Origin of the sequence: Burkholderia ubonensis (assembly GCF_902833085.1) — a bacterium.
GTDB lineage: Bacteria > Pseudomonadota > Gammaproteobacteria > Burkholderiales > Burkholderiaceae > Burkholderia > Burkholderia ubonensis.
Genome location: NZ_CADFEB010000010.1, coordinates 44,843 through 62,887, shown reverse-complemented (window position 1 = coordinate 62,887; position 18,045 = coordinate 44,843). Strand labels below are relative to the sequence as shown.

The following is an 18,045-nucleotide window of genomic DNA, read 5'->3' as shown; positions in this document are numbered from 1 at the left end:
AGCGGCCATCTGAAACAAATGCAATAAGTGAAATAAGTGAATGGCAACACTTGCGCCTCGCGGCGGCCGCTGGGGTGCTCGATGTGCGTGCGCCCGTTTGCCGCCGGCCGAATCACCGTAGCCGCCGCAACCGCCCGCCCAACTTGGTTCAACCGGCGTTTGATTGATCCAGTTGGCCCGGTTTCGATCCTGCAACCGGGTCGGTAAGCGTTATCGAACCGGCCGCACGCCGCGATCGGACGTAGTGCTTGGTCATGTTCCGGCTCTGGTGTCCGGGCAGTTCTTGCGAGTATGCAAGGTCGCCGGTATCACTTGCCGCCTTTGCTCGAATATTGCGAAACTGGAACGACACGCCCGCCAGCCGACGCGCCTTGTCGAATCTGGACCGCAGTTCGAACGGGCTGACCGGCGTTCCATCTTCGTTTTGCAGCAGGCTCGCAAGGCCCGGCATCTGGGAAAGATTGTCAGCGCAAGTGATGGTCGGAATCGGGTTTGCGCAGCGAACGCTGCGTCCGGAATGCATGGGGGACAGGCGAAAGATGGCATCAGCGACAGATGCGGGTGACGATTGGCAGACTAACGGCCTGCTCAGTCGGGTTCGGTGTGTCGATCGACCGGAAACGTCCCGGCCAAAGCAAAAAGCCCGGTCAGCTTTCGCTAACCGGGCTTCGGAATTCCTGGTGGGGCGTGAGTGACTCGAACACTCGACCTACGGATTAAGAGTCCGCTGCTCTACCAACTGAGCTAACGCCCCCAACAGAAGTGAAATTATGCACGGGTTTTTTACCCCTGACAAGCCCTTTCTGCAAATTTCTCGAAAATATTTCGTCACGAATGTGCGGGCCGGTTGGGGTGGCAACGAGCGATCGCAGTTTGCGCGCTCCCGGTATGATGACGCCCACACCTGTTGCGCGGCGGTCGCGCAACATTTCCTGGACATTCGAAGATGGACGAAAACGCAGTCCGCGAATTGCTGGACCGGTTGCTGGCCCCGTGGGTCCGCTCGCTCGGTCTGGTCCCCGTATCGATCGCCGACGACAGCATCACGCTGCGTTTGCCTTTTTCCGGCGAATTCCGTCATTCCGGCGGCGTGATCTGCGGCCAGGTGTTCACGGCCGCCGCCGATACCGCGATGGTGGTGGCCATCTCGTCCGCGCTCGGCGAGTTCCGGCCGATGACGACGGTCTCGCTCAACACGAACTTCATGCGGCCGGTGCGCAAGGGCGACGTGCTCATCACCGCGCGCGTGCTGCGGATGGGCCGCAACCTGGTGTTCGGCGAGGTCGAGCTGTTCGACGAGGACGGCAAGATGGCCGTCCATGCGACGTCGACCTACGCGCTCGTCAGCTGAGCGGCGCGCGATGTTCGACCAGATCGTGTTCGCGGGCGGCGGCAATCGCTGCTGGTGGCAGGCCGGCTTCTGGGACGTCGCGCAGCCGGCGCTCGCGCTGCGGCCGCGCGTGATCGCCGGGATCTCGGCCGGCGCCGCGACCGCATGCATGCTGTATACGCGCGACGCCGCATGGGTGATGCGCTATTACGAGGAGGCGCTGCGCCACAACCGGAAGAACGCGTACTGGGGCAACCTGTTCGGCCGCGAGCCGGTGTTTCCGCATTACCGGATCTACCGGCAGGCGTTGCTCGACATCTACGGCGAGCCGTTCGCGAAGCTCGCCGGCGCGCCCGAGATCCGCATCGGCGTGTCGCACGTGCCGCGCTGGCTCGGCGCGCGCAGCGCGGTCGCGGCGGGGCTCGTCGCGTACAACATCGAGAAATACGTGCGCAAGACGCTGCATCCGACGCTCGGCCGCGCGCTCGGTTTCCAGCCGGAATTCGTGCGCGCGCAGGACTGCGCGCGCGTCGAGGATCTCGCCGACCTGATCCTGCAGTCGTCGTGCACGCCGCCGTTCACGCCGGTCCTGCACCGCAACGGCCGGCCGGTGCTCGACGGCGGGATGGTCGACAACGTGCCGGTCGGCGCGCTCGATGCGTCGCCGGGTCGTGTACTGGTGCTAGTCACCCGGCTGTACCCGCGGCCGCAGATGTTCACGGTCGCGTACGGCGAACAGCAGCGCCTCTACGTGCAGCCGTCGAGCAAGGTGCCGATTTCGAGCTGGGACTACACGAGGCCGTCGCAGATGCGCCACGCATACGATCTCGGCCGGCGCGACGGCGAGCACTTCCTCGCGCGCATCGACGCGATGACGGGCGGCTGACGGTTCAGGGGCGGGCGCGGCCGGAGGGGCGATCAGCGCTTCCGGGTTGGCGTCAGCGCTTCCGGGTTGGCGACGTTCGACATGTCGCCTTCGTCGAATGCAAGGATGTTCCTGAACGCCGCGCTGAAATACAGCTCGTAGCTTTCGCGCTCGACGTAGCCGATGTGCGGCGTGCAGATCACGTTTTCCATCCGCAGCAGGCTGTAGCCCTGCAGGATCGGCTCGCTCTCGAACACGTCGATCGCGACCATCCCCGGCCGGTTGTGCGACAGCGCGTTGACGAGCGCGTTTTCCTCGAGCAGCTCGGCGCGGCTCGTGTTGACCAGCAGCGCGGTCGGCTTCATCCGCATCAGGTCGTCCTGCTTGACGATGCCGCGCGTGTCGTCGTGCAGGCGCAGGTGCAGCGACAGCACGTCGCTCTGCTCGAACAGCGCCTCGCGGCTGTCGGCCGCGGCATAGCCGTCCGCGCGCGCTGCCTCGAGCGAATGCTCGCGGCCCCACACCAGCACGTTCATCCCGAACGCCTTGCCGTAGCCGGCGACGAGCCGGCCGATCTTGCCGTAGCCCCAGATCCCGAGCGTCTGGCCGCGCAGCACTTGGCCGAGGCCGAAGTTCGGCGGCATCGCCGACGTCTTCAGGCCGGACTGCTGCCACGCGCCCTGCTTCAGGTTCGCGACGTACTGCGGAATCCGGCGCTGGGCGGCCATGATCAGCGCCCAGGTCAGCTCGGCGGGCGCGATCGGCGAGCCCGAGCCTTCGAGCACCGCGATGCCGCGCTCGGTGCAGGCCTCGAGATCGATGTGGGTTCCGATGCGGCCGGTCTGGCTGATCATGCGCAGATGCGGCAACTTGGCGAGCAGTTGCGACGAAATCGGGGTGCGTTCGCGAATCAGCACGAGCGCTTCGACTTCCGCCAGGCGGCTCGCGAGTTGTCCCAGGCCGCGCACCGTGTTGTTGAAGACCTTCACGTCGTGGTCGGCGAGCATCTGGAAGCAATTCAGCTTGCGGACGGCGTCCTGGTAGTCGTCGAGGATGGCAATTTTCATGGTTTGCGGGAATCGCGCGTTGAAAGCAGGGGCGGCGGTGCGCGGTCGCGCCTCGTCCCGCCCGGCCGGGGCCGACATGATGCAATGTCGAGCGGCCTCGTGGTGTCTTTTTAACAGGTTGTTACGCCCCGCCGCAATTGGCGTCGGCCTGCTCCGGCGCCGTGTTTGCGCCCCCCGCCGGCCGCCGATGCCGTGCCGCATCAAATACGTCCTTCCTGAATCCGTCGGTTGGACGACGAGGTTCACCCAATTGTTGCTCTAATCAGAATAATTGGGTCATTTTTCTGGCATCGGCGAGGATGTTTGACTGTTTTTATCGGCTACACCGGGCTTGTTGAGCAACTCTGCATCAATTCCGCTGTCGTAGGAGAATTACGCATTTGCTTCATCTTTTTGAAGCGGTAACAGCGGCAGGAGTCGTTAATGGATCATTTGCAGTCGATGCGAGTGTTCGTCAAGGTTGCGGATCTCGGAAGTTTCGCGCGGGCCGCAAGTGCAATGGATATCTCCAACGCGGTCGCGACCCGTCACGTCGCCGATCTGGAAGGCCGTCTCGGCACGCGCCTGCTCAATCGCACCACGCGCAGCCTTTCGCTGACGGAGTCCGGCCAGGTGTATCTGGAGCGCGCGCGCCAGATCCTGGACGAACTCGAAGACGTCGAGCAGATGGTCGTCGCCCGTAACCACGAGCCGGTCGGCACGCTGCGCATCGTCGCGCCGGTCGTGTTCGGCCTGCACAACCTCGCGCCGGTGCTGCAGACCTATACCGAGCAGTTTCCGAAAGTGGTGCCGGATCTGACGCTGGTCGACCGGCAGGTCGACCTGGTCGAGGAAGGCTTCGACGTCGGCATCGTGGTGACGCGCCAGATGCGCAGCGCGAGCATCGTGACGCGGCGGCTGACCACCGGCTGCATGACCGTCTGCGCGACGCCGAGCTACCTGGAAAAGCACGGCGTGCCGACGCATCCGGAGCATCTCGCCGAGCATCCGAGCCTGAGCCTGCCGAGCGAATACTGGGGCGACGACCGGGTGTTTACGGGGCCGGATGGCGAAGTGCGGGTGCGGCCGACCAACGTGGTCGTCGCGAACAACACCGCGATGCTGCGCCAGTTCGCGCTGCTCGGGATGGGCGTCGCGATCCTGCCGAGCTACCTGATCGGCAGCGACATCGCGCGCGGCGCGCTCGTGCGGCTGCTGCCGGATTTCCGGCTGCCGCAGGTCGAGATCAACATCGCGTATCCGAGCCGCCGCCACCTGCCGGCGAAGGTGCGCACCTTCATCGACCACCTCGTCGAGCATTTCAGCCATTCGACCGATGCGACGATGGGCGAGCAATGGGCGGCACAGGGCGTCGCGCCGGCGCCGATCGGCGTCGAGATGCGCCCCGAACGGGCGGATGCAGCCGATTCGACGGTTTCGTCGCGCCTGCCGCGCTCGCCACGGTCGCGGGTTGCCGTGCCGTCGCCGCTGTAACGCGGGGGCGGGGCGGTGATCGAACCGCCCGCGCAATAAAAAACGCGGATCGAGCGATCGATCCGCGTTTTTTTGTCGGCCGGCCCGGCGCCGGGTGCGCCGGGCGGCGAGCCCTTACGAGCCGGTCTTGCGCGTCGTCGTCTTGCGCGCGGCGGTCTTGCTCGCGGCGGTCTTGCGGGCCGGCGCCGGCTTCTCGTCGGCGCCTTCCGTCACGGTTTCGGCTTCCTTCGTCGCCGATTTCGCCGTCTTCTTCGCGGCCGCCGCCTTCGGCTCCTTCTTCTCGAACTCGAAGCCGATCTTGCCGTCCGGCTGCTTCACGAGATACGCCTTGAAGTTGCGGCCGGTGCGCGACGACTTGAAGTTCGGCAGCAGGTCGGTGCGGCCGTCGGCGAGCAGCTTGCCCATCTGCTCGCGGGTGATTTCCTGCTGCAGGATCACCTTGCCCGAGCGGAAGTCGCAGGTCTTCGGGTTGGCGACCGAGTGCTCGCACACGTAGCTCATCCCGTGCTCGAACACGCGGCCCTTGCACTTCGGGCACGCGCCGACCGGCTCCTGCGCGGAGAAGTCCGGCGCCTCGCCTTCCTCGCCGCCCTGGTCCTGGCCGAAATCGAACTCCAGCTTGTAGTTCTTCGTCTCGTCGTCGAACGAGAGCTTCAGGATTGCCGAGAACGGCCGCCCCATCTTGCTGCGGAAACCGGACAGCGGGCCGATTTCCTTCTTCTGCAGCAGCTCCTCGACTTCCGCGATCTCGAACTGCCGGCTGCCCGGGATCTTCGAGATCGAGAACTCGCACTTCGTGCACGCGAAGCGCCGGTAGTTTTCCTTCACCTGGCCGCCGCAGTTCGGGCACGGCGTCTCGAGCGTCGCGTAATCGCCGGGGATCGTGTCGGAATCGTATTCCTTCGCGCGCTTGACGATCTGCTGCGTCATGCGGGCGATTTCCTGCATGAACGCGTCGCGCCCGAGATTGCCGCGCTCCATCTGCGACAGCTTGTATTCCCATTCGCCGGTGAGCTCCGGCGCGGTCAGTTCCTTCACGCCGAGCCCGCGCAGCAGGGTCATCAGCTGGAACGCCTTCGCGGTCGGGATCAGCTCGCGGCCTTCGCGCACGAGGTATTTCTCGCCGAGCAGCCCTTCGATGATCGCCGCGCGCGTGGCCGGCGTGCCGAGCCCCTTCGCGGCCATCGCCTCGCGCAGCTCGTCGTCCTCGACCAGCTTGCCCGCGCCTTCCATCGCGGAAAGCAGCGTCGCTTCCGAGTAGCGGGCAGGCGGTTTCGTCACGAGCGCCACCGCGGCGATCTCGTCCGTTTTCACCTTCTCGTCCTTCTGCACCGGCACGAGGTTCGCGTCCGCGCCTTCGGCGTCGCGGCCGTACACCTGCAGCCAGCCCGGCTCGACGAGCACCTTGCCTTCGGTCTTGAAGTGATGGCCGGCCACTTCGGTGATCCGCGTCGTGACCTTGTATTCCGCGGCGGGGAAGAACACGGCGAGGAAGCGCTTCACGACGAGGTCGTAGAGCTTCTGTTCCGGCTCGGACAGCGATTTCGGCGCCTGCAGCGTCGGGATGATCGCGAAGTGGTCGCTGATCTTCGAGTTGTCGAAAATCCGCTTGTTCGGCTTCACCCAGCCCTTGTCGAGCACCTGCTTCGCATGCGGCAGGTAGTTGTGGCTCTCCTTGAGCATCTCCATCGTCGACTTGACCGTCGCGATGTAGTCTTCCGGGAGCGCGCGCGCATCGGTACGCGGATAGGTCAGCACCTTGTGCTTTTCGTACAGCGCCTGCGCGAGACCGAGCGTGTTCTTCGCGGAGAAGCCGAAGCGGCTGTTCGCTTCGCGCTGCAGGCTCGTCAGGTCGAACAGCAGCGGCGAGAGCTGCGTCGACGGCTTCGATTCCTCGCTGACCGTGCCGATCTGGTCGCGGCAGGCCGCGACGATCGTCTCGGCAGCGGGCAGGCTCCAGAGCCGCGAGTCGCGCTTTTCCGGATCGAATTCGTCGCGCTTGAATTTCGGGTCGTACCACTTGCCTTCGTAGAAGCCGCCCGCGCACGCGAACGCCGCCTTCACTTCCCAGTAGTCGCGCGGAACGAAACGGCGGATTTTCTCTTCACGTTCGACGACGATCGACAAGGTTGGCGTCTGAACGCGGCCGACCGTGGTCAGGAAGAAGCCGCCGCCCTTGCTGTTGAACGCGGTCATCGCGCGGGTGCCGTTGATCCCGACGAGCCAGTCGGCTTCCGAGCGGCAGCGGGCCGCGTCGGCGAGCGGCTGCATGTCGGAGTCGCTGCGCAGGTGCGCGAAGCCGTCGCGGATCGCCTGCGGGGTCATCGACTGCAGCCACAGGCGCTGGACCGGCTGCTTCGCCTTCGCATGCTGCACGATCAGGCGGAAGATCAGCTCCCCTTCGCGCCCCGCGTCACATGCGTTGACCAGGCGGTCGACGTCCTTGCGCTTCATCAGCTTGGTCAGCACCTTGAGGCGCGACTCGCTCTTGGCGATCGGGTTCAGGTCGAAATGCGGCGGAATGACGGGCAGGTGCGCGAAGCTCCACTTGCCGCGCTTGACCTCGTACTCTTCCGGGGCCGCGATTTCGAGCAGGTGGCCGACAGCGGACGACAAGACGTATTCGTCGCTCTCGAAGTAATCGTCATGCTTCGTAAAGCCACCCAAAGCGCGCGCGATGTCGTTCGCGACAGAAGGCTTTTCCGCAATGATCAGAGCTTTGGACATGACTGTGTGTGTGGTAGACCGGGTTTGCCGGTTGTGGGTCCCTTTTACGACGGCTTTATAGCACACGGCGCCATGACGGCGGCTCGGCGTGCAAAAAGCGGCTCATCATAGTGGGGGGGCGTGACGGCGGCAAGCGTGCGGCGCAGCAGAGTGCGCTTTCGCGCGAAATACCGCGGCGCCGGCATGCGGCTTAGGCCTCGACGTTCAGGATGTTGCGCAGTTTTGGTGCATGCGGCACGCCCGGCAGCGCGGTCAGGTCGGACAGCATGCGCTCGACGATGGCCGCGTGCGGAAGCACCGTGCCGAAGAAGCGCGCGGCGTTGGCGTCCTCGATCAGGATCGTCGGGAAATTCTCGACGTCGAGATCGTCGAGCCGGTCGGCATGCGTTTCGATGTCGATCCACGCGAAGCAGGCGTCGGGATGCGCGTCGGCGAGCTGGTCGAAGGCGGCGCGGTATTCGCGGCAGGTGCCGCACCAGTCGGCGCACAGGCAGGCGACGAGCAGCGTGTCGGGATGGCCGAGGCGCTCGGCGATCCGATCCGCGTCGGTGTCGAGATTCAGCGCGGGCATGGGTTTCCTTGCATGAAGTCGGCGGGCGGCGCAGCCGCCCCTATGCGGGGGAATGTAGCACGCCGCGCGCAAGCTGCGGCGCGGCGGGACCGCCGAGCCGGACGAAGCGGCCGCCCGGCAGGCTCGCGACGCGGCCGGCCAGTTCGAGCGCGAGGAGCGCCCGGTGGAGCGCGTCGTCGGACAGGCCGCTGCGCTCGGCCAGCCATTCGTAGGTCACGGGGCCATATCCGAGCGCGGCGAGGACGGCCTGCTCGGCCGCGTCGCCGGATGTCGCCGCGGCCGGCGGCGCGTCGCCCGGCGATTCGGTGCGCAGCCCATATTCGTCGAGGACGTCCTCGGGCGTCGCGGTGAGCTTCGCGCCGTCGCGGATCAGCGCGTGGCAGCCTTGCGCAAGCGGCGCGTGGATCGAGCCCGGCATCGCGAACACGTCGCGGCCCAATTCGTTGGCGAGCCGCGCGGTGATCAGCGAGCCGGAACGCGGCGCGGCCTCCACGACGAGCGCGCCGCTCGCCAGTGCGGCAATCAGCCGGTTGCGCTGCGGGAAGTGCGCGGCGCGGGCCGGCGTGCCGAGCGGCCACTCGGAGACGATGGCGCCGTGCGCGGCGATCTCGTGCGCAAGCGCGCGGTGCCGCGCCGGATAGACGAGATCGGCGCCGGTGCCGATCACCGCGATCGTGCTCGAGCGGCCGTCCAGCCCGCCCCGGTGCGCGGCGCCGTCGATGCCGAGCGCCAGCCCGGAGACGATCGCGAGCCCGGCGTCCGACAGGATGCGCGCGAAGTGCGTCGCATCCGCGAGGCCCTGCGGCGTTGCGTGCCGGCTGCCGACGATCGCGATCCCGCGCGCGTGCAGCAGCGCGACGCGCCCCTTTACATATAGCAGCGCCGGCGGGTCGTGCAGGTCGAGCAGCCGCGGCGGATACGCGGGATCGCCGAGCGGGACGATGCAGTTGCCGGGCGCGTCGCGCCACGCGAGCGCCGCGGCGGCCCGTGCGTCCAGGTCGGCGCGCTCGCTCGCGCGCACGGCTTGCGCCGCCGCCGGGCTGCTCGCGGCGGCGATCGCGTCGTCCGGCGCGTCGATGAGCGCGCGCGGCGAACCGAACGCGTCGAGCAGCACACGCAGCACCGCGGGCGTCAGTCCGGGCGCTTCGGCGAGTTGCAGCCACGTGCGCAGCTCGGCGGCGCTCAGCGGGTGCGGCGACATGAGGAAACCGTCGAATGCGACGGCCAGCGAGACGCGTGTCGCCATGTTAAAATTTTCATCATCCGAAATAATCCGATGAGGCTGCGCGCAGGCGCGCGGCCGGTTGCAGGTCGCGTGATCCGCGGGCGTTGATACGCCGCGCGTCCGCCTCATCTTCATTGCATCCCCGCGGCTGGGCCAGTCGGCCGGATGGCCGACGCGAACCGCCGATTTACCGATTACCGAACGCCATGGCTTTGCTGAACATCATTCATTACCCCGACAAGCGGCTGCACAAGGTCGCCAAGCCCGTCGACAAGGTCGACGACCGGATCCGCAAGCTCGTCGCCGACATGGCCGAAACCATGTATGCCGCGCCGGGCATCGGCCTTGCCGCGACGCAGGTCGACGTGCACGAGCGCGTGATCGTGATCGACATCTCGGAAGACAAGAGCGAGCTGCGCGCATTCATCAACCCCGAGATCGTGTGGTCGAGCGACGCGAAGCAGGTCTACGAGGAAGGCTGCCTGTCGGTGCCGGGCGTCTACGACGAAGTCGAGCGTCCGGATCATGTGCGCGTGCGCGCGCTCGACGAAAAGGGCGAGACGTTCGAGCTCGACTGCGAGGGCCTGCTGGCCGTGTGCATCCAGCACGAGATGGATCACCTGATGGGCCGCGTGTTCGTCGAATACCTGTCGCCGCTCAAGCAAAGCCGCATCAAGTCGAAGATGAAGAAACTCGAACGCGCGATGTGACGCGTGTTCGCCCTGCCTGACCTCGATCCGTTGTCATGACACATTCGTTGCGCGTCATTTTTGCCGGCACGCCGGAATTCGCCGCGGCCGCACTCGCCGCGATCCACGAGGCCGGGTTTCCGGTGCCGCTCGTCCTCACGCAGCCTGACCGCCCCGCCGGGCGCGGGATGAAGCTGCAGGCGAGCGCCGTGAAGCGCTATGCCGTCGAGCACGGCATGCCCGTCGCGCAGCCGCCGTCGCTGCGCCGCGCGGGCAAGTATCCGGCCGAGGCGGCCGAAGCGATCGAACTGCTGCGCGCGACCCCGCACGACGTGATGGTGGTTGCCGCATACGGCCTGCTGCTGCCGCAGGAGGTGCTAGACATTCCGCGCCACGGCTGCATCAACATCCATGCGTCGCTGCTGCCGCGCTGGCGCGGCGCCGCGCCGATCCATCGCGCGATCGAGGCGGGCGACGCTCAGACGGGCGTCACGCTGATGCAGATGGACGCCGGGCTGGACACCGGCGCGATGCTGCAGGACGCGCGCGTCGCGATCGCGCCCGACGACACGACCGCGACGCTGCACGACCGGCTCGCAGCCGAAGGCGCGCGCCTCATCGTCGACGCGCTGGCGCAGCTCGAGCGCACCGGCAGCCTGCCGGCCACGCCGCAGCCGGCCGACGGCGTGACGTACGCGGAGAAGATCGGCAAGCACGAGGCCGCGCTCGACTGGCGCGAGCCCGCGGACGTGCTGGCGCGCCGGGTGCGCGCGTTCGATCCGTTCCCGGGCGGCGTCGCGACGCTCGACGGCGCGGCGCTCAAGCTGTGGGCGGCGGCGCCCGTGGACGCACGCGGCGACGCGGCGCCGGGGACGATCGTCGACGCGGGCCCGGAGGGCGTGATCGTTGCGTGCGGCAGCGGCGCACTGCGCGTCACGCAGCTGCAGAAACCGGGCGGCAAGCGGCTGCCGGCGCGCGAATTCCTGGCCGGCGCGCCGCTGGCCGCAGGCCAGCGGTTCACGCTTCCCGACGCGTCCTGAGCGTCATTCGACACGGCTCGCCGGTGGCGCGCAATCGGCCGAACGGCCGAGTCGCAACGTACGGCGCGCGCGCGTAGAATTTCCTTGCGCTTTCCCGGCTCCGAGGTTTCCATGCTTGGCATCACCCATTTCGGCTTCTTTCTCCTGGCGGTGTTCCTGCTGAACGTCACGCCCGGTCCCGACACCGCGTACATCATCGGCCGCAGCGTCGCGCAAGGCCGCGGCGCCGGGCTGATGTCCGCGCTCGGCATCTCCGCCGGCTGCTGCGTGCACGCGCTCGCCTGCGCGTTCGGCCTGACCGCGCTGCTGGCCGCGTCGGCCACGGCGTTCACGGTGATCAAGCTGGTGGGCGCGGCCTACCTGATCTACCTGGGCGTGCGGATGATCCTCGCGAAGCCGGCGGCCGGCGCCGGGACCGACACGGCGCGGGCTGCGCCGGTCGCGGCCGCCAAGCCGTTGCGCCAGCTGTTCATGCAGGGCTTCTGGACGAACGTGCTGAACCCCAAGGTCGTGCTGTTCTTCGTGTCGTTCTTCCCGCAGTTCGTGTCGGCCGACAGCGCGCACAAGGCGCTGGCGTTCCTGACGCTCGGCGCGGTGTTCGTCGTGATGAGCACGATCTGGAACAGCATGCTCGCGTGGGTCGCGGGCAGCGTGACGCGCCGTTTTTCCGGCAAGCCGGGCGTGAAGAAGTGGCTCGACCGCACGGTCGGCAGCGCGTTCGTCGGGCTCGGCCTCCGGCTCGCGGCTTCGCAACGCTGAGATTGAATTTTTCCGATACGCACATATCTAACAGATCGCTTACAATTTTCCGCCGCGCCTCGAGGCATCCGGCGGGTGCTGCATTCGGACAAGGAGTGGACGTATGTTCAATTGGGTCAAAACCGCGATGCTGATGGCCGCGATCACGGCCCTGTTCATCGTGATCGGCGGGATGATCGGCGGCTCGCGCGGCATGACGATCGCGCTGCTGTTCGCGCTCGGCATGAATTTCTTCTCGTACTGGTTCTCCGACAAGATGGTGCTGCGCATGTACAACGCGCAGGAAGTCGACGAGAGCACGGCGCCGCAGTTCTACCGGATGGTGCGCGAGCTGGCGACGCGCGCGAACCTGCCGATGCCGCGCGTGTACCTGATCAACGAAGACGCGCCGAACGCGTTCGCGACGGGCCGCAACCCCGAGCACGCAGCCGTCGCGGCGACGACGGGCATCCTGCGCGTGCTGTCGGAGCGTGAGATGCGCGGCGTGATGGCGCACGAGCTCGCGCACGTGAAGCACCGCGACATTTTGATCTCGACGATCACCGCGACGATGGCGGGCGCGATTTCGGCGCTCGCGAATTTCGCGATGTTCTTCGGTGGGCGTGACGAGAACGGCCGTCCGGCCAATCCGATCGCAGGCATCGCAGTCGCGCTGCTCGCGCCGATCGCCGGCGCGCTGATCCAGATGGCGATCTCGCGGGCGCGCGAGTTCGAGGCGGACCGCGGCGGCGCGCAGATTTCCGGCGATCCGCAGGCGCTCGCGACGGCGCTCGACAAGATCCATCGCTACGCGGCGGGCATCCCGTTCCCGGCGGCCGAGGAGCATCCGGCCACCGCGCAGATGATGATCATGAACCCGCTGCACGGCGGCGGCCTGCAGAACCTGTTCTCGACGCACCCGGCCACCGAGGAGCGCATCGCGCGCCTGATGGAAATGGCGCGCACGGGCCGTTTCGACTAAGCCTCCCTGCCGCCTCACGCGCGGCAATGGACGCGCACGCTTTGCCCCACCCCGCATGCGCTGCGGGGTGTTCCATTTGTGCGTCCCGAAAAAGGGCGCGGATGCTCCCACGCTACAATGCGCGGTTTGGGATCGCGGCGGCCACGCAGCCGCCGCGGCTCCCGTTGCTTGCCGACGCCTCGATCCGATGACACGAAACCGCACCTCCGCCAAACCTTCGTCCGGCCGCCCGGCTCGCCTGTCCGCACTGCATCTCGCGCCCGAATCGCTCGGTTTTGCGCTCGATGCGGCCGCGCAGGCGGTCGACGCGGTGCGCCGCGGCACCGCGCTGCCGGCCGCGCTGGCGACGGTGTTCGCGGGGATGGCGTCCGGCGCGCAGGCGTTTGCGCGCGGCGCGACGCAGGACGTCGCCTACCGGACGATGCGCCGCCTCGGCAGCGCCGACTGGCTGATCGGCCGGCTCGTCAGCAAGGCGCCGCCCGCGCATGTCCAGGCCATCCTCGCGTGCGCGTTCGCACTGCTGCTCGATGAAGGCGACGCCGCCGCGTATCCGGCGTTCACCGTCGTCGACCAGGCCGTGACCGCGATCGGCGCGCGTCGCGAGGTCGCATTCGCGAAAGGGATGGTCAACGCGGTGCTGCGGCGCTTCCTGCGCGAGCGCGATGCGCTGGTCGCGGCGATGCAGGACGATCCGGTCGCGCGCTGGAACTACCGTGCGTGGTGGCGCGACGCAGTGCAGGCCGCGTGGCCCGACGGCTGGCAGGCGATGCTCGCGGCCGGCGACCGTCCCGGCCCGCTGACGCTGCGCGTGAATGCGCGCCGCACGACCGTCGACGCGTATCTCGACACGCTGCGCACGCACGGCATCGACGCGGCCGCGATCGGCAAGCATGCGGTGCGCCTCGCGTCGCCGCTGCCGGTCGAACGAATTCCGGGCTTCGCCGACGGCGTCGTCTCCGTCCAGGACGCGGGCGCGCAGCTTGCCGCCGAATGGCTCGGCGCGGCCGACGGGATGCGCGTGCTCGACGCCTGTGCCGCGCCCGGCGGCAAGACCGGGCATATTCTCGAGCTCGCCGACGCGGAAGTCGTTGCGCTCGAAAGCGACGCCACCCGCGCGACGCGCATCGGCGAGAATCTCGCGCGGCTGTCGCTGGTCGCGGACGTGCGCGTCGGCGACGCGGGCGCGCCCGGCGAATGGCACGACGGCCGGCCGTTCGACCGCATCCTCGCCGACGTGCCGTGCTCGGCGTCCGGCATCGTGCGCCGTCATCCCGACATTCGCTGGCTGCGCCGCGAGGCCGACATTCCTGCGCTCGTCGCCGAGCAGCGCCGCATCCTGTCGGCGCTGTGGCCGCTCGTGAAGCCGGGCGGCGAACTGCTGTACGTGACCTGTTCGATCTTTCCGGAAGAGGGCGAGCTGCAGGCGCGCTGGTTTGAAGCGGCCTGTGAAGATGCGGTACGATTGGACGCGCCCGGCCAGCTGCTGCCGCGCGCCGCCTCGGGCGGGGCGCAGGCAGGCGCGGCCGGTCCCGACCAGAACACCGATCACGACGGATTTTTCTACGCGCGGTTTCAGAAACGGTGACGATCAAACACCTTTTTCCAATTCGGCTCGCGGCCGTGCTGACGGTCGCACTGGCCCTGTGCCTCGCGGTCGCGAGGCCGGCGCGCGCCGAATCGATCGCCGTGCAGCGCGCGTCGCTGCAGTTCGACGGCAGCGGCTGGAGCCTCGACGCCCGCTTCGACTTCGAGCTGAATTCGAACCTCGAGGACGCCGTCAACAAGGGCATCCCGCTTTACTTCACGACCGATTTCGAGCTGAGCCGCGCGCGCTGGTACTGGTTCGACGAACAGCCGGTGTCGGTGTCGCAGACGATCCGCCTGTCGTTCCAGCCGCTCACGCGCGAATACCGCGTGTCGACGGGCGGCCTGCAGCTCGGCTTCGGCACGCTGAAGGACGCGCTCGCGGTCGTCAAGCACATCACGTCGTGGCACGTGATCGACCGGAACCAGGTGCACCAGGGCGAAACCTATACGGCCTCGGTGCGGATGCAGCTCGATACGGCGTTGATGCCGAAGCCGTTCCAGGTCGACGCGGTGAACAACCGCGACTGGACGCTCGGGTCGGACTGGAAGCGCTTTACCTTCACGGTGACCGAACGTGCTAAATAGAGTGCGCCGCGCGGCCAGCGGAAAGAGCCTGCTCGTGCGCGTGATCGTTACGACCGTTGCACTCACCGCGCTGCTGCTGCTCGTGCTGCTGGCGGCCGCGAGCGCGAACACCGAATTCTTCGACCGCTACTACTCGTGGCTGTACGCGACCAACATCGTCGTCGCGCTGGTGTTCCTGCTCGTCGTGCTCGGCCTGATCGGCATGATCGTCGTGCGCCTGAGGAAGGGCAAATTCGGCACGCGGCTGCTTGCGAAGCTCGCGGTGTTCTTCGCGCTCGTCGGCGTCGTGCCGGGCGGCATCATCTACATCGTGTCGTACCAGTTCGTATCGCGCAGCATCGAATCGTGGTTCGACGTGAACGTCGAAACCGCACTGACCGCCGGCCTTAATCTCGGCCGCGGGATGCTCGACGCATCGCTGTCGGACCTGCAGACGAAGGCGCGCCTGATGTCCGACCAGCTCGCGAGCGCCGATACGAACACGAACGGCACGACGCTCACGCTGCTGCGCCTGCGCGACCAGTTCGGCGTGCAGGACGCGACGATCGTCGAGCCCGGCCGCAACGGCCCGGGCGCCGCGCCCGACCTGCACATCGTCGCGCAGGCGTCGGGTAATTTCGCGGCGCTGATCCCGGACGACCTGCCGACGCCGCTGATGCTGAACCAGGCGCGCGAACGCGGCGTGTACGCGGCGATCGAGGGTGAGGTCGACGGCGATCCGCATGCGCACGGCGCGAAGGGCGCGCTGCGGCTGCGCGTCGTGCGGCCCATCCCGGATGCGTCCACGTCGCTGCTGCAGCCGGCCGAACGCTTCCTGCAGCTCACGCAGCCGGTGCCGCCGACGCTCGCGCACAACGCGGACGCCGTGCAGCGCGCGTATCGCGAGTACCAGGAAAAGGCGCTCGGCCGCACGGGCCTGCGCAAGATGTACATCGGCACGCTGACGCTCGCGCTGTTCCTCGCGACCTTCATCGCGATGATGCTCGCGCTCGCGCTCGGCCAGCAGCTCGCGCGGCCGCTGTTCCTGCTCGCGCAGGGGACGAAGGAAGTCGCGGAAGGCGACTACACGCCCAAGCGCGAGATCAAGTCGCGCGACGAGCTCGGCTTCCTCACGCAGGCGTTCAATGCAATGACGCGCCAGCTGTCCGAGGCGCGGCTCGCGGTCGAGAACAACCGCATCGCGCTCGAGCATTCGAAGGCCTATCTCGAGAGCATCCTCGCGAACCTGACCGCGGGCGTGTTCGTACTCGACCGCCAGTTCAGGCTGACGACCGCGAACCGCGGCGCCGAGCGAATCTTCCGGCAGCCGTTCGATGCGCTGATCGGCGCGACGCTCGACCAGGTCGGCGTCGTCGCGGAATTCGGCGCGATGGTGCGCAAGGCGTTCGCCGATCGCGAGGCGGCGTCCGACGGCGGCAGCGGCGATCACGGCCATTGGCAGCAGCAGTTCGCGGTCGAAGTGCCGGGTGAAGCCGATCCGCTGACGCTGCTCGTGCGCGGCACGCGTCTCGTGTCGACGGTGGAAGGACAGGCGGACGATCCGCAGACGTCCGGCTACGTCGTCGTGTTCGACGACATCTCCGACGTGATTTCCGCGCAGCGCTCGGTTGCGTGGGGCGAGGTCGCACGGCGGCTCGCGCACGAGATCAAGAACCCGCTGACGCCGATCCAGCTGTCGGCGGAGCGGCTGCAGATGAAGCTGTCCGACAAGCTCGCGCCGACCGATGCGGACGTGCTGAAGCGCGGTGCGACGATGATCGTCAACCAGGTCGCGGCGATGAAGCGGATGGTCGACGATTTCCGCGAATATGCGCGCACGCCGCCGGCGGTGCTCGCGAACCTGCAGCTCAACGAACTGGTGAGCGAGGTGCTCGGGCTCTACGGCGTCGGCGAGGGCAAGAGCACGATCGTCGTCGAGCTCGCGCCGCTGCCGGTGATTCGCGGCGACGCGACGCAACTGCGCCAGGTGATCCACAACCTGCTGCAGAATGCGCAGGATTCGGTGGCGGATGTCGCGCAGCCGCGTGTGTTGATCGAAACCAAGACAGTAGAATATGGCGATCCCGACACCGAGGGCAAAACGCGTGTCGCGGTTCGCCTGACCGTGTCCGACAACGGTCCGGGCTTTCCGGCACGCATCCTGACCCGCGCATTCGAGCCTTACGTGACGACGAAGGCGAAGGGCACGGGCCTCGGGCTGGCAACGGTGAAGAAAATCATCGACGAGCACGGCGCGCGGATCGATCTGCGCAATCGCATGCACGGCGAGGTCGTCGAGGGTGCGCAGGTGTCGATCCTGTTCCTCCAGCTGGCGAGCGATGCGCCGGACGCCGGGCATGGCGTACAGGGCGTGCAGGGCGGGACGGCCCCCGCAAAGACAAAAGCAAGTGTGCAGACAAAGGCAGCGTAAATGGCAACCATCCTGGTGGTAGATGATGAAATGGGCATCCGGGAATTGCTCTCGGAGATCCTCAGCGACGAAGGACATGTCGTCGAGGCGGCGGAGAACGCGCAGGCCGCGCGTGACTACCGCCTGAATCAGACGCCCGATCTCGTGCTGCTCGATATCTGGATGCCCGATACCGACGGCGTCACGCTGCTCAAGGAATGGGCGGCGCAGGGGCTGCTGACGATGCCCGTGATCATGATGTCCGGGCATGCGACGATCGACACGGCCGTCGAGGCGACGAAGATCGGCGCACTCGATTTCCTCGAGAAGCCGATCGCGTTGCAGAAGCTGCTGAAGGCGGTCGAACACGGGCTCGCGCGCGGCGCGGCGCCGGCGACCGTCAACGCGGCGGCGAAGCCCGGAGCAGGGCCGGCCGCGGGGCCGGTGGCGATCGCGTCCGCGGCCGCGTTGCCGACGCTCGGCGACGACATGGTCGCGACGCTCGGCCTCGCGGGGCAGACGGCGGCAATTCCGTTCGACATCCCGTTGCGCGAGGCGCGCGACGCGTTCGAGCGCGCGTACTTCGAGTATCACCTCGCGCGCGAGAACGGCAGCATGACGCGCGTCGCGGAGAAGACGGGCCTCGAGCGCACGCACCTGTATCGCAAGCTCAAGCAGCTCGGCGTCGAACTCGGCAAGAAGCCGCCGGAAGGCATCGCGTAAAAATTTTCACGAAAGTGCTTGCGCAACGCCATATACGCCGATATACTTTCTCTT

16 protein-coding genes and 1 tRNA gene are annotated in these 18,045 nt (G+C 67.4%); 11 read left to right on the top strand and 6 right to left on the bottom strand.

From position 1 onward, the window contains the following. Positions 1–148: 148 nt before the first annotated feature. Both HWX31_RS26550 and HWX31_RS26545 read right to left on the bottom strand, forming a co-directional pair. Complete coding sequence (locus HWX31_RS26550; protein WP_174961887.1) at positions 149–523, bottom strand: site-specific integrase; 375 nt, start codon at positions 521–523, stop codon at positions 149–151. 155 nt (positions 524–678) lie between these two features. Further along, positions 679–754: transfer RNA gene (locus tag HWX31_RS26545), tRNA-Lys, on the bottom strand. Positions 755–946: 192 nt separating this feature from the next. Between HWX31_RS26545 and HWX31_RS26540 the strand changes: the two genes are divergently transcribed. Both HWX31_RS26540 and HWX31_RS26535 read left to right on the top strand, forming a co-directional pair. Then, the gene (locus HWX31_RS26540; RefSeq protein ID WP_042586602.1) at positions 947–1,351 is read left to right on the top strand and encodes a PaaI family thioesterase; all 405 of its coding nucleotides are present in this window, start codon (positions 947–949) and stop codon (positions 1,349–1,351) included. A 10-nt stretch (positions 1,352–1,361) separates the two neighbouring features. Beyond that, positions 1,362–2,216: a patatin-like phospholipase family protein gene (locus tag HWX31_RS26535; protein ID WP_174961890.1), complete on the top strand. Its 855-nt coding sequence runs from the start codon at positions 1,362–1,364 to the stop codon at positions 2,214–2,216. 32 nt (positions 2,217–2,248) lie between these two features. On the opposite strand, the gene HWX31_RS26530 is transcribed toward HWX31_RS26535, so the two are convergent. Continuing rightward, positions 2,249–3,262 carry a D-2-hydroxyacid dehydrogenase family protein gene (locus HWX31_RS26530; RefSeq protein WP_174961893.1) on the bottom strand — a complete coding sequence of 338 codons (1,014 nt, stop codon included), beginning with the start codon at positions 3,260–3,262 and terminating at the stop codon, positions 2,249–2,251. A 423-nt stretch (positions 3,263–3,685) separates the two neighbouring features. On the opposite strand from HWX31_RS26530, the gene HWX31_RS26525 reads away from it, so the two are divergent. Further along, positions 3,686–4,735: a LysR family transcriptional regulator gene (locus tag HWX31_RS26525; protein ID WP_059663486.1), complete on the top strand. Its 1,050-nt coding sequence runs from the start codon at positions 3,686–3,688 to the stop codon at positions 4,733–4,735. 114 nt (positions 4,736–4,849) lie between these two features. On the opposite strand, the gene HWX31_RS26520 is transcribed toward HWX31_RS26525, so the two are convergent. The 3 genes from HWX31_RS26520 to dprA all read right to left on the bottom strand — a co-directional run bounded on the left by HWX31_RS26520 (position 4,850) and on the right by dprA (position 9,279). Beyond that, positions 4,850–7,462: a DNA topoisomerase III gene (locus HWX31_RS26520; RefSeq protein ID WP_174961895.1), complete on the bottom strand. Its 2,613-nt coding sequence runs from the start codon at positions 7,460–7,462 to the stop codon at positions 4,850–4,852. Positions 7,463–7,652: 190 nt separating this feature from the next. After that, the gene (locus tag HWX31_RS26515; RefSeq protein WP_059663483.1) at positions 7,653–8,033 is read right to left on the bottom strand and encodes a thioredoxin family protein; all 381 of its coding nucleotides are present in this window, start codon (positions 8,031–8,033) and stop codon (positions 7,653–7,655) included. 40 nt (positions 8,034–8,073) lie between these two features. Then, positions 8,074–9,279, bottom strand: a complete 1,206-nt coding sequence (dprA, locus tag HWX31_RS26510) for a DNA-processing protein DprA (RefSeq protein WP_174961897.1) — start codon at positions 9,277–9,279, stop codon at positions 8,074–8,076. 185 nt (positions 9,280–9,464) lie between these two features. Here dprA and def point away from each other — a divergent pair, with 185 nt between their 5' ends. From def to esaR, 8 genes are all read left to right on the top strand, one after another. Continuing rightward, positions 9,465–9,968 carry a peptide deformylase gene (gene def / locus HWX31_RS26505; RefSeq protein WP_174961899.1) on the top strand — a complete coding sequence of 168 codons (504 nt, stop codon included), beginning with the start codon at positions 9,465–9,467 and terminating at the stop codon, positions 9,966–9,968. Positions 9,969–10,003: 35 nt separating this feature from the next. After that, the gene (gene fmt / locus HWX31_RS26500; protein WP_174961901.1) at positions 10,004–10,987 is read left to right on the top strand and encodes a methionyl-tRNA formyltransferase; all 984 of its coding nucleotides are present in this window, start codon (positions 10,004–10,006) and stop codon (positions 10,985–10,987) included. Positions 10,988–11,098: 111 nt separating this feature from the next. Then, positions 11,099–11,746, top strand: a complete 648-nt coding sequence (locus HWX31_RS26495; RefSeq protein WP_174961903.1) for a LysE family translocator — start codon at positions 11,099–11,101, stop codon at positions 11,744–11,746. 103 nt (positions 11,747–11,849) lie between these two features. Continuing rightward, positions 11,850–12,707 carry a zinc metalloprotease HtpX gene (gene htpX / locus HWX31_RS26490; protein WP_059616472.1) on the top strand — a complete coding sequence of 286 codons (858 nt, stop codon included), beginning with the start codon at positions 11,850–11,852 and terminating at the stop codon, positions 12,705–12,707. A 187-nt stretch (positions 12,708–12,894) separates the two neighbouring features. Further along, positions 12,895–14,292, top strand: a complete 1,398-nt coding sequence (gene rsmB / locus HWX31_RS26485; RefSeq protein WP_174961905.1) for a 16S rRNA (cytosine(967)-C(5))-methyltransferase RsmB — start codon at positions 12,895–12,897, stop codon at positions 14,290–14,292. Beyond that, entirely contained in the window at positions 14,289–14,879 is a 591-nt protein-coding gene (locus HWX31_RS26480) for a DUF4390 domain-containing protein (protein WP_174961907.1), read from the top strand. The genes rsmB and HWX31_RS26480 overlap by 4 nt, the downstream gene beginning before the upstream one ends. Beyond that, entirely contained in the window at positions 14,869–17,289 is a 2,421-nt protein-coding gene (gene esaS, locus HWX31_RS26475) for a sensor histidine kinase EsaS (RefSeq protein ID WP_174961909.1), read from the top strand. Before HWX31_RS26480 ends, esaS begins: the two co-directional genes overlap by 11 nt. Next, positions 17,290–17,991, top strand: a complete 702-nt coding sequence (gene esaR / locus HWX31_RS26470; protein WP_059749748.1) for a response regulator transcription factor EsaR — start codon at positions 17,290–17,292, stop codon at positions 17,989–17,991. Positions 17,992–18,045 lie beyond the last annotated feature (54 nt).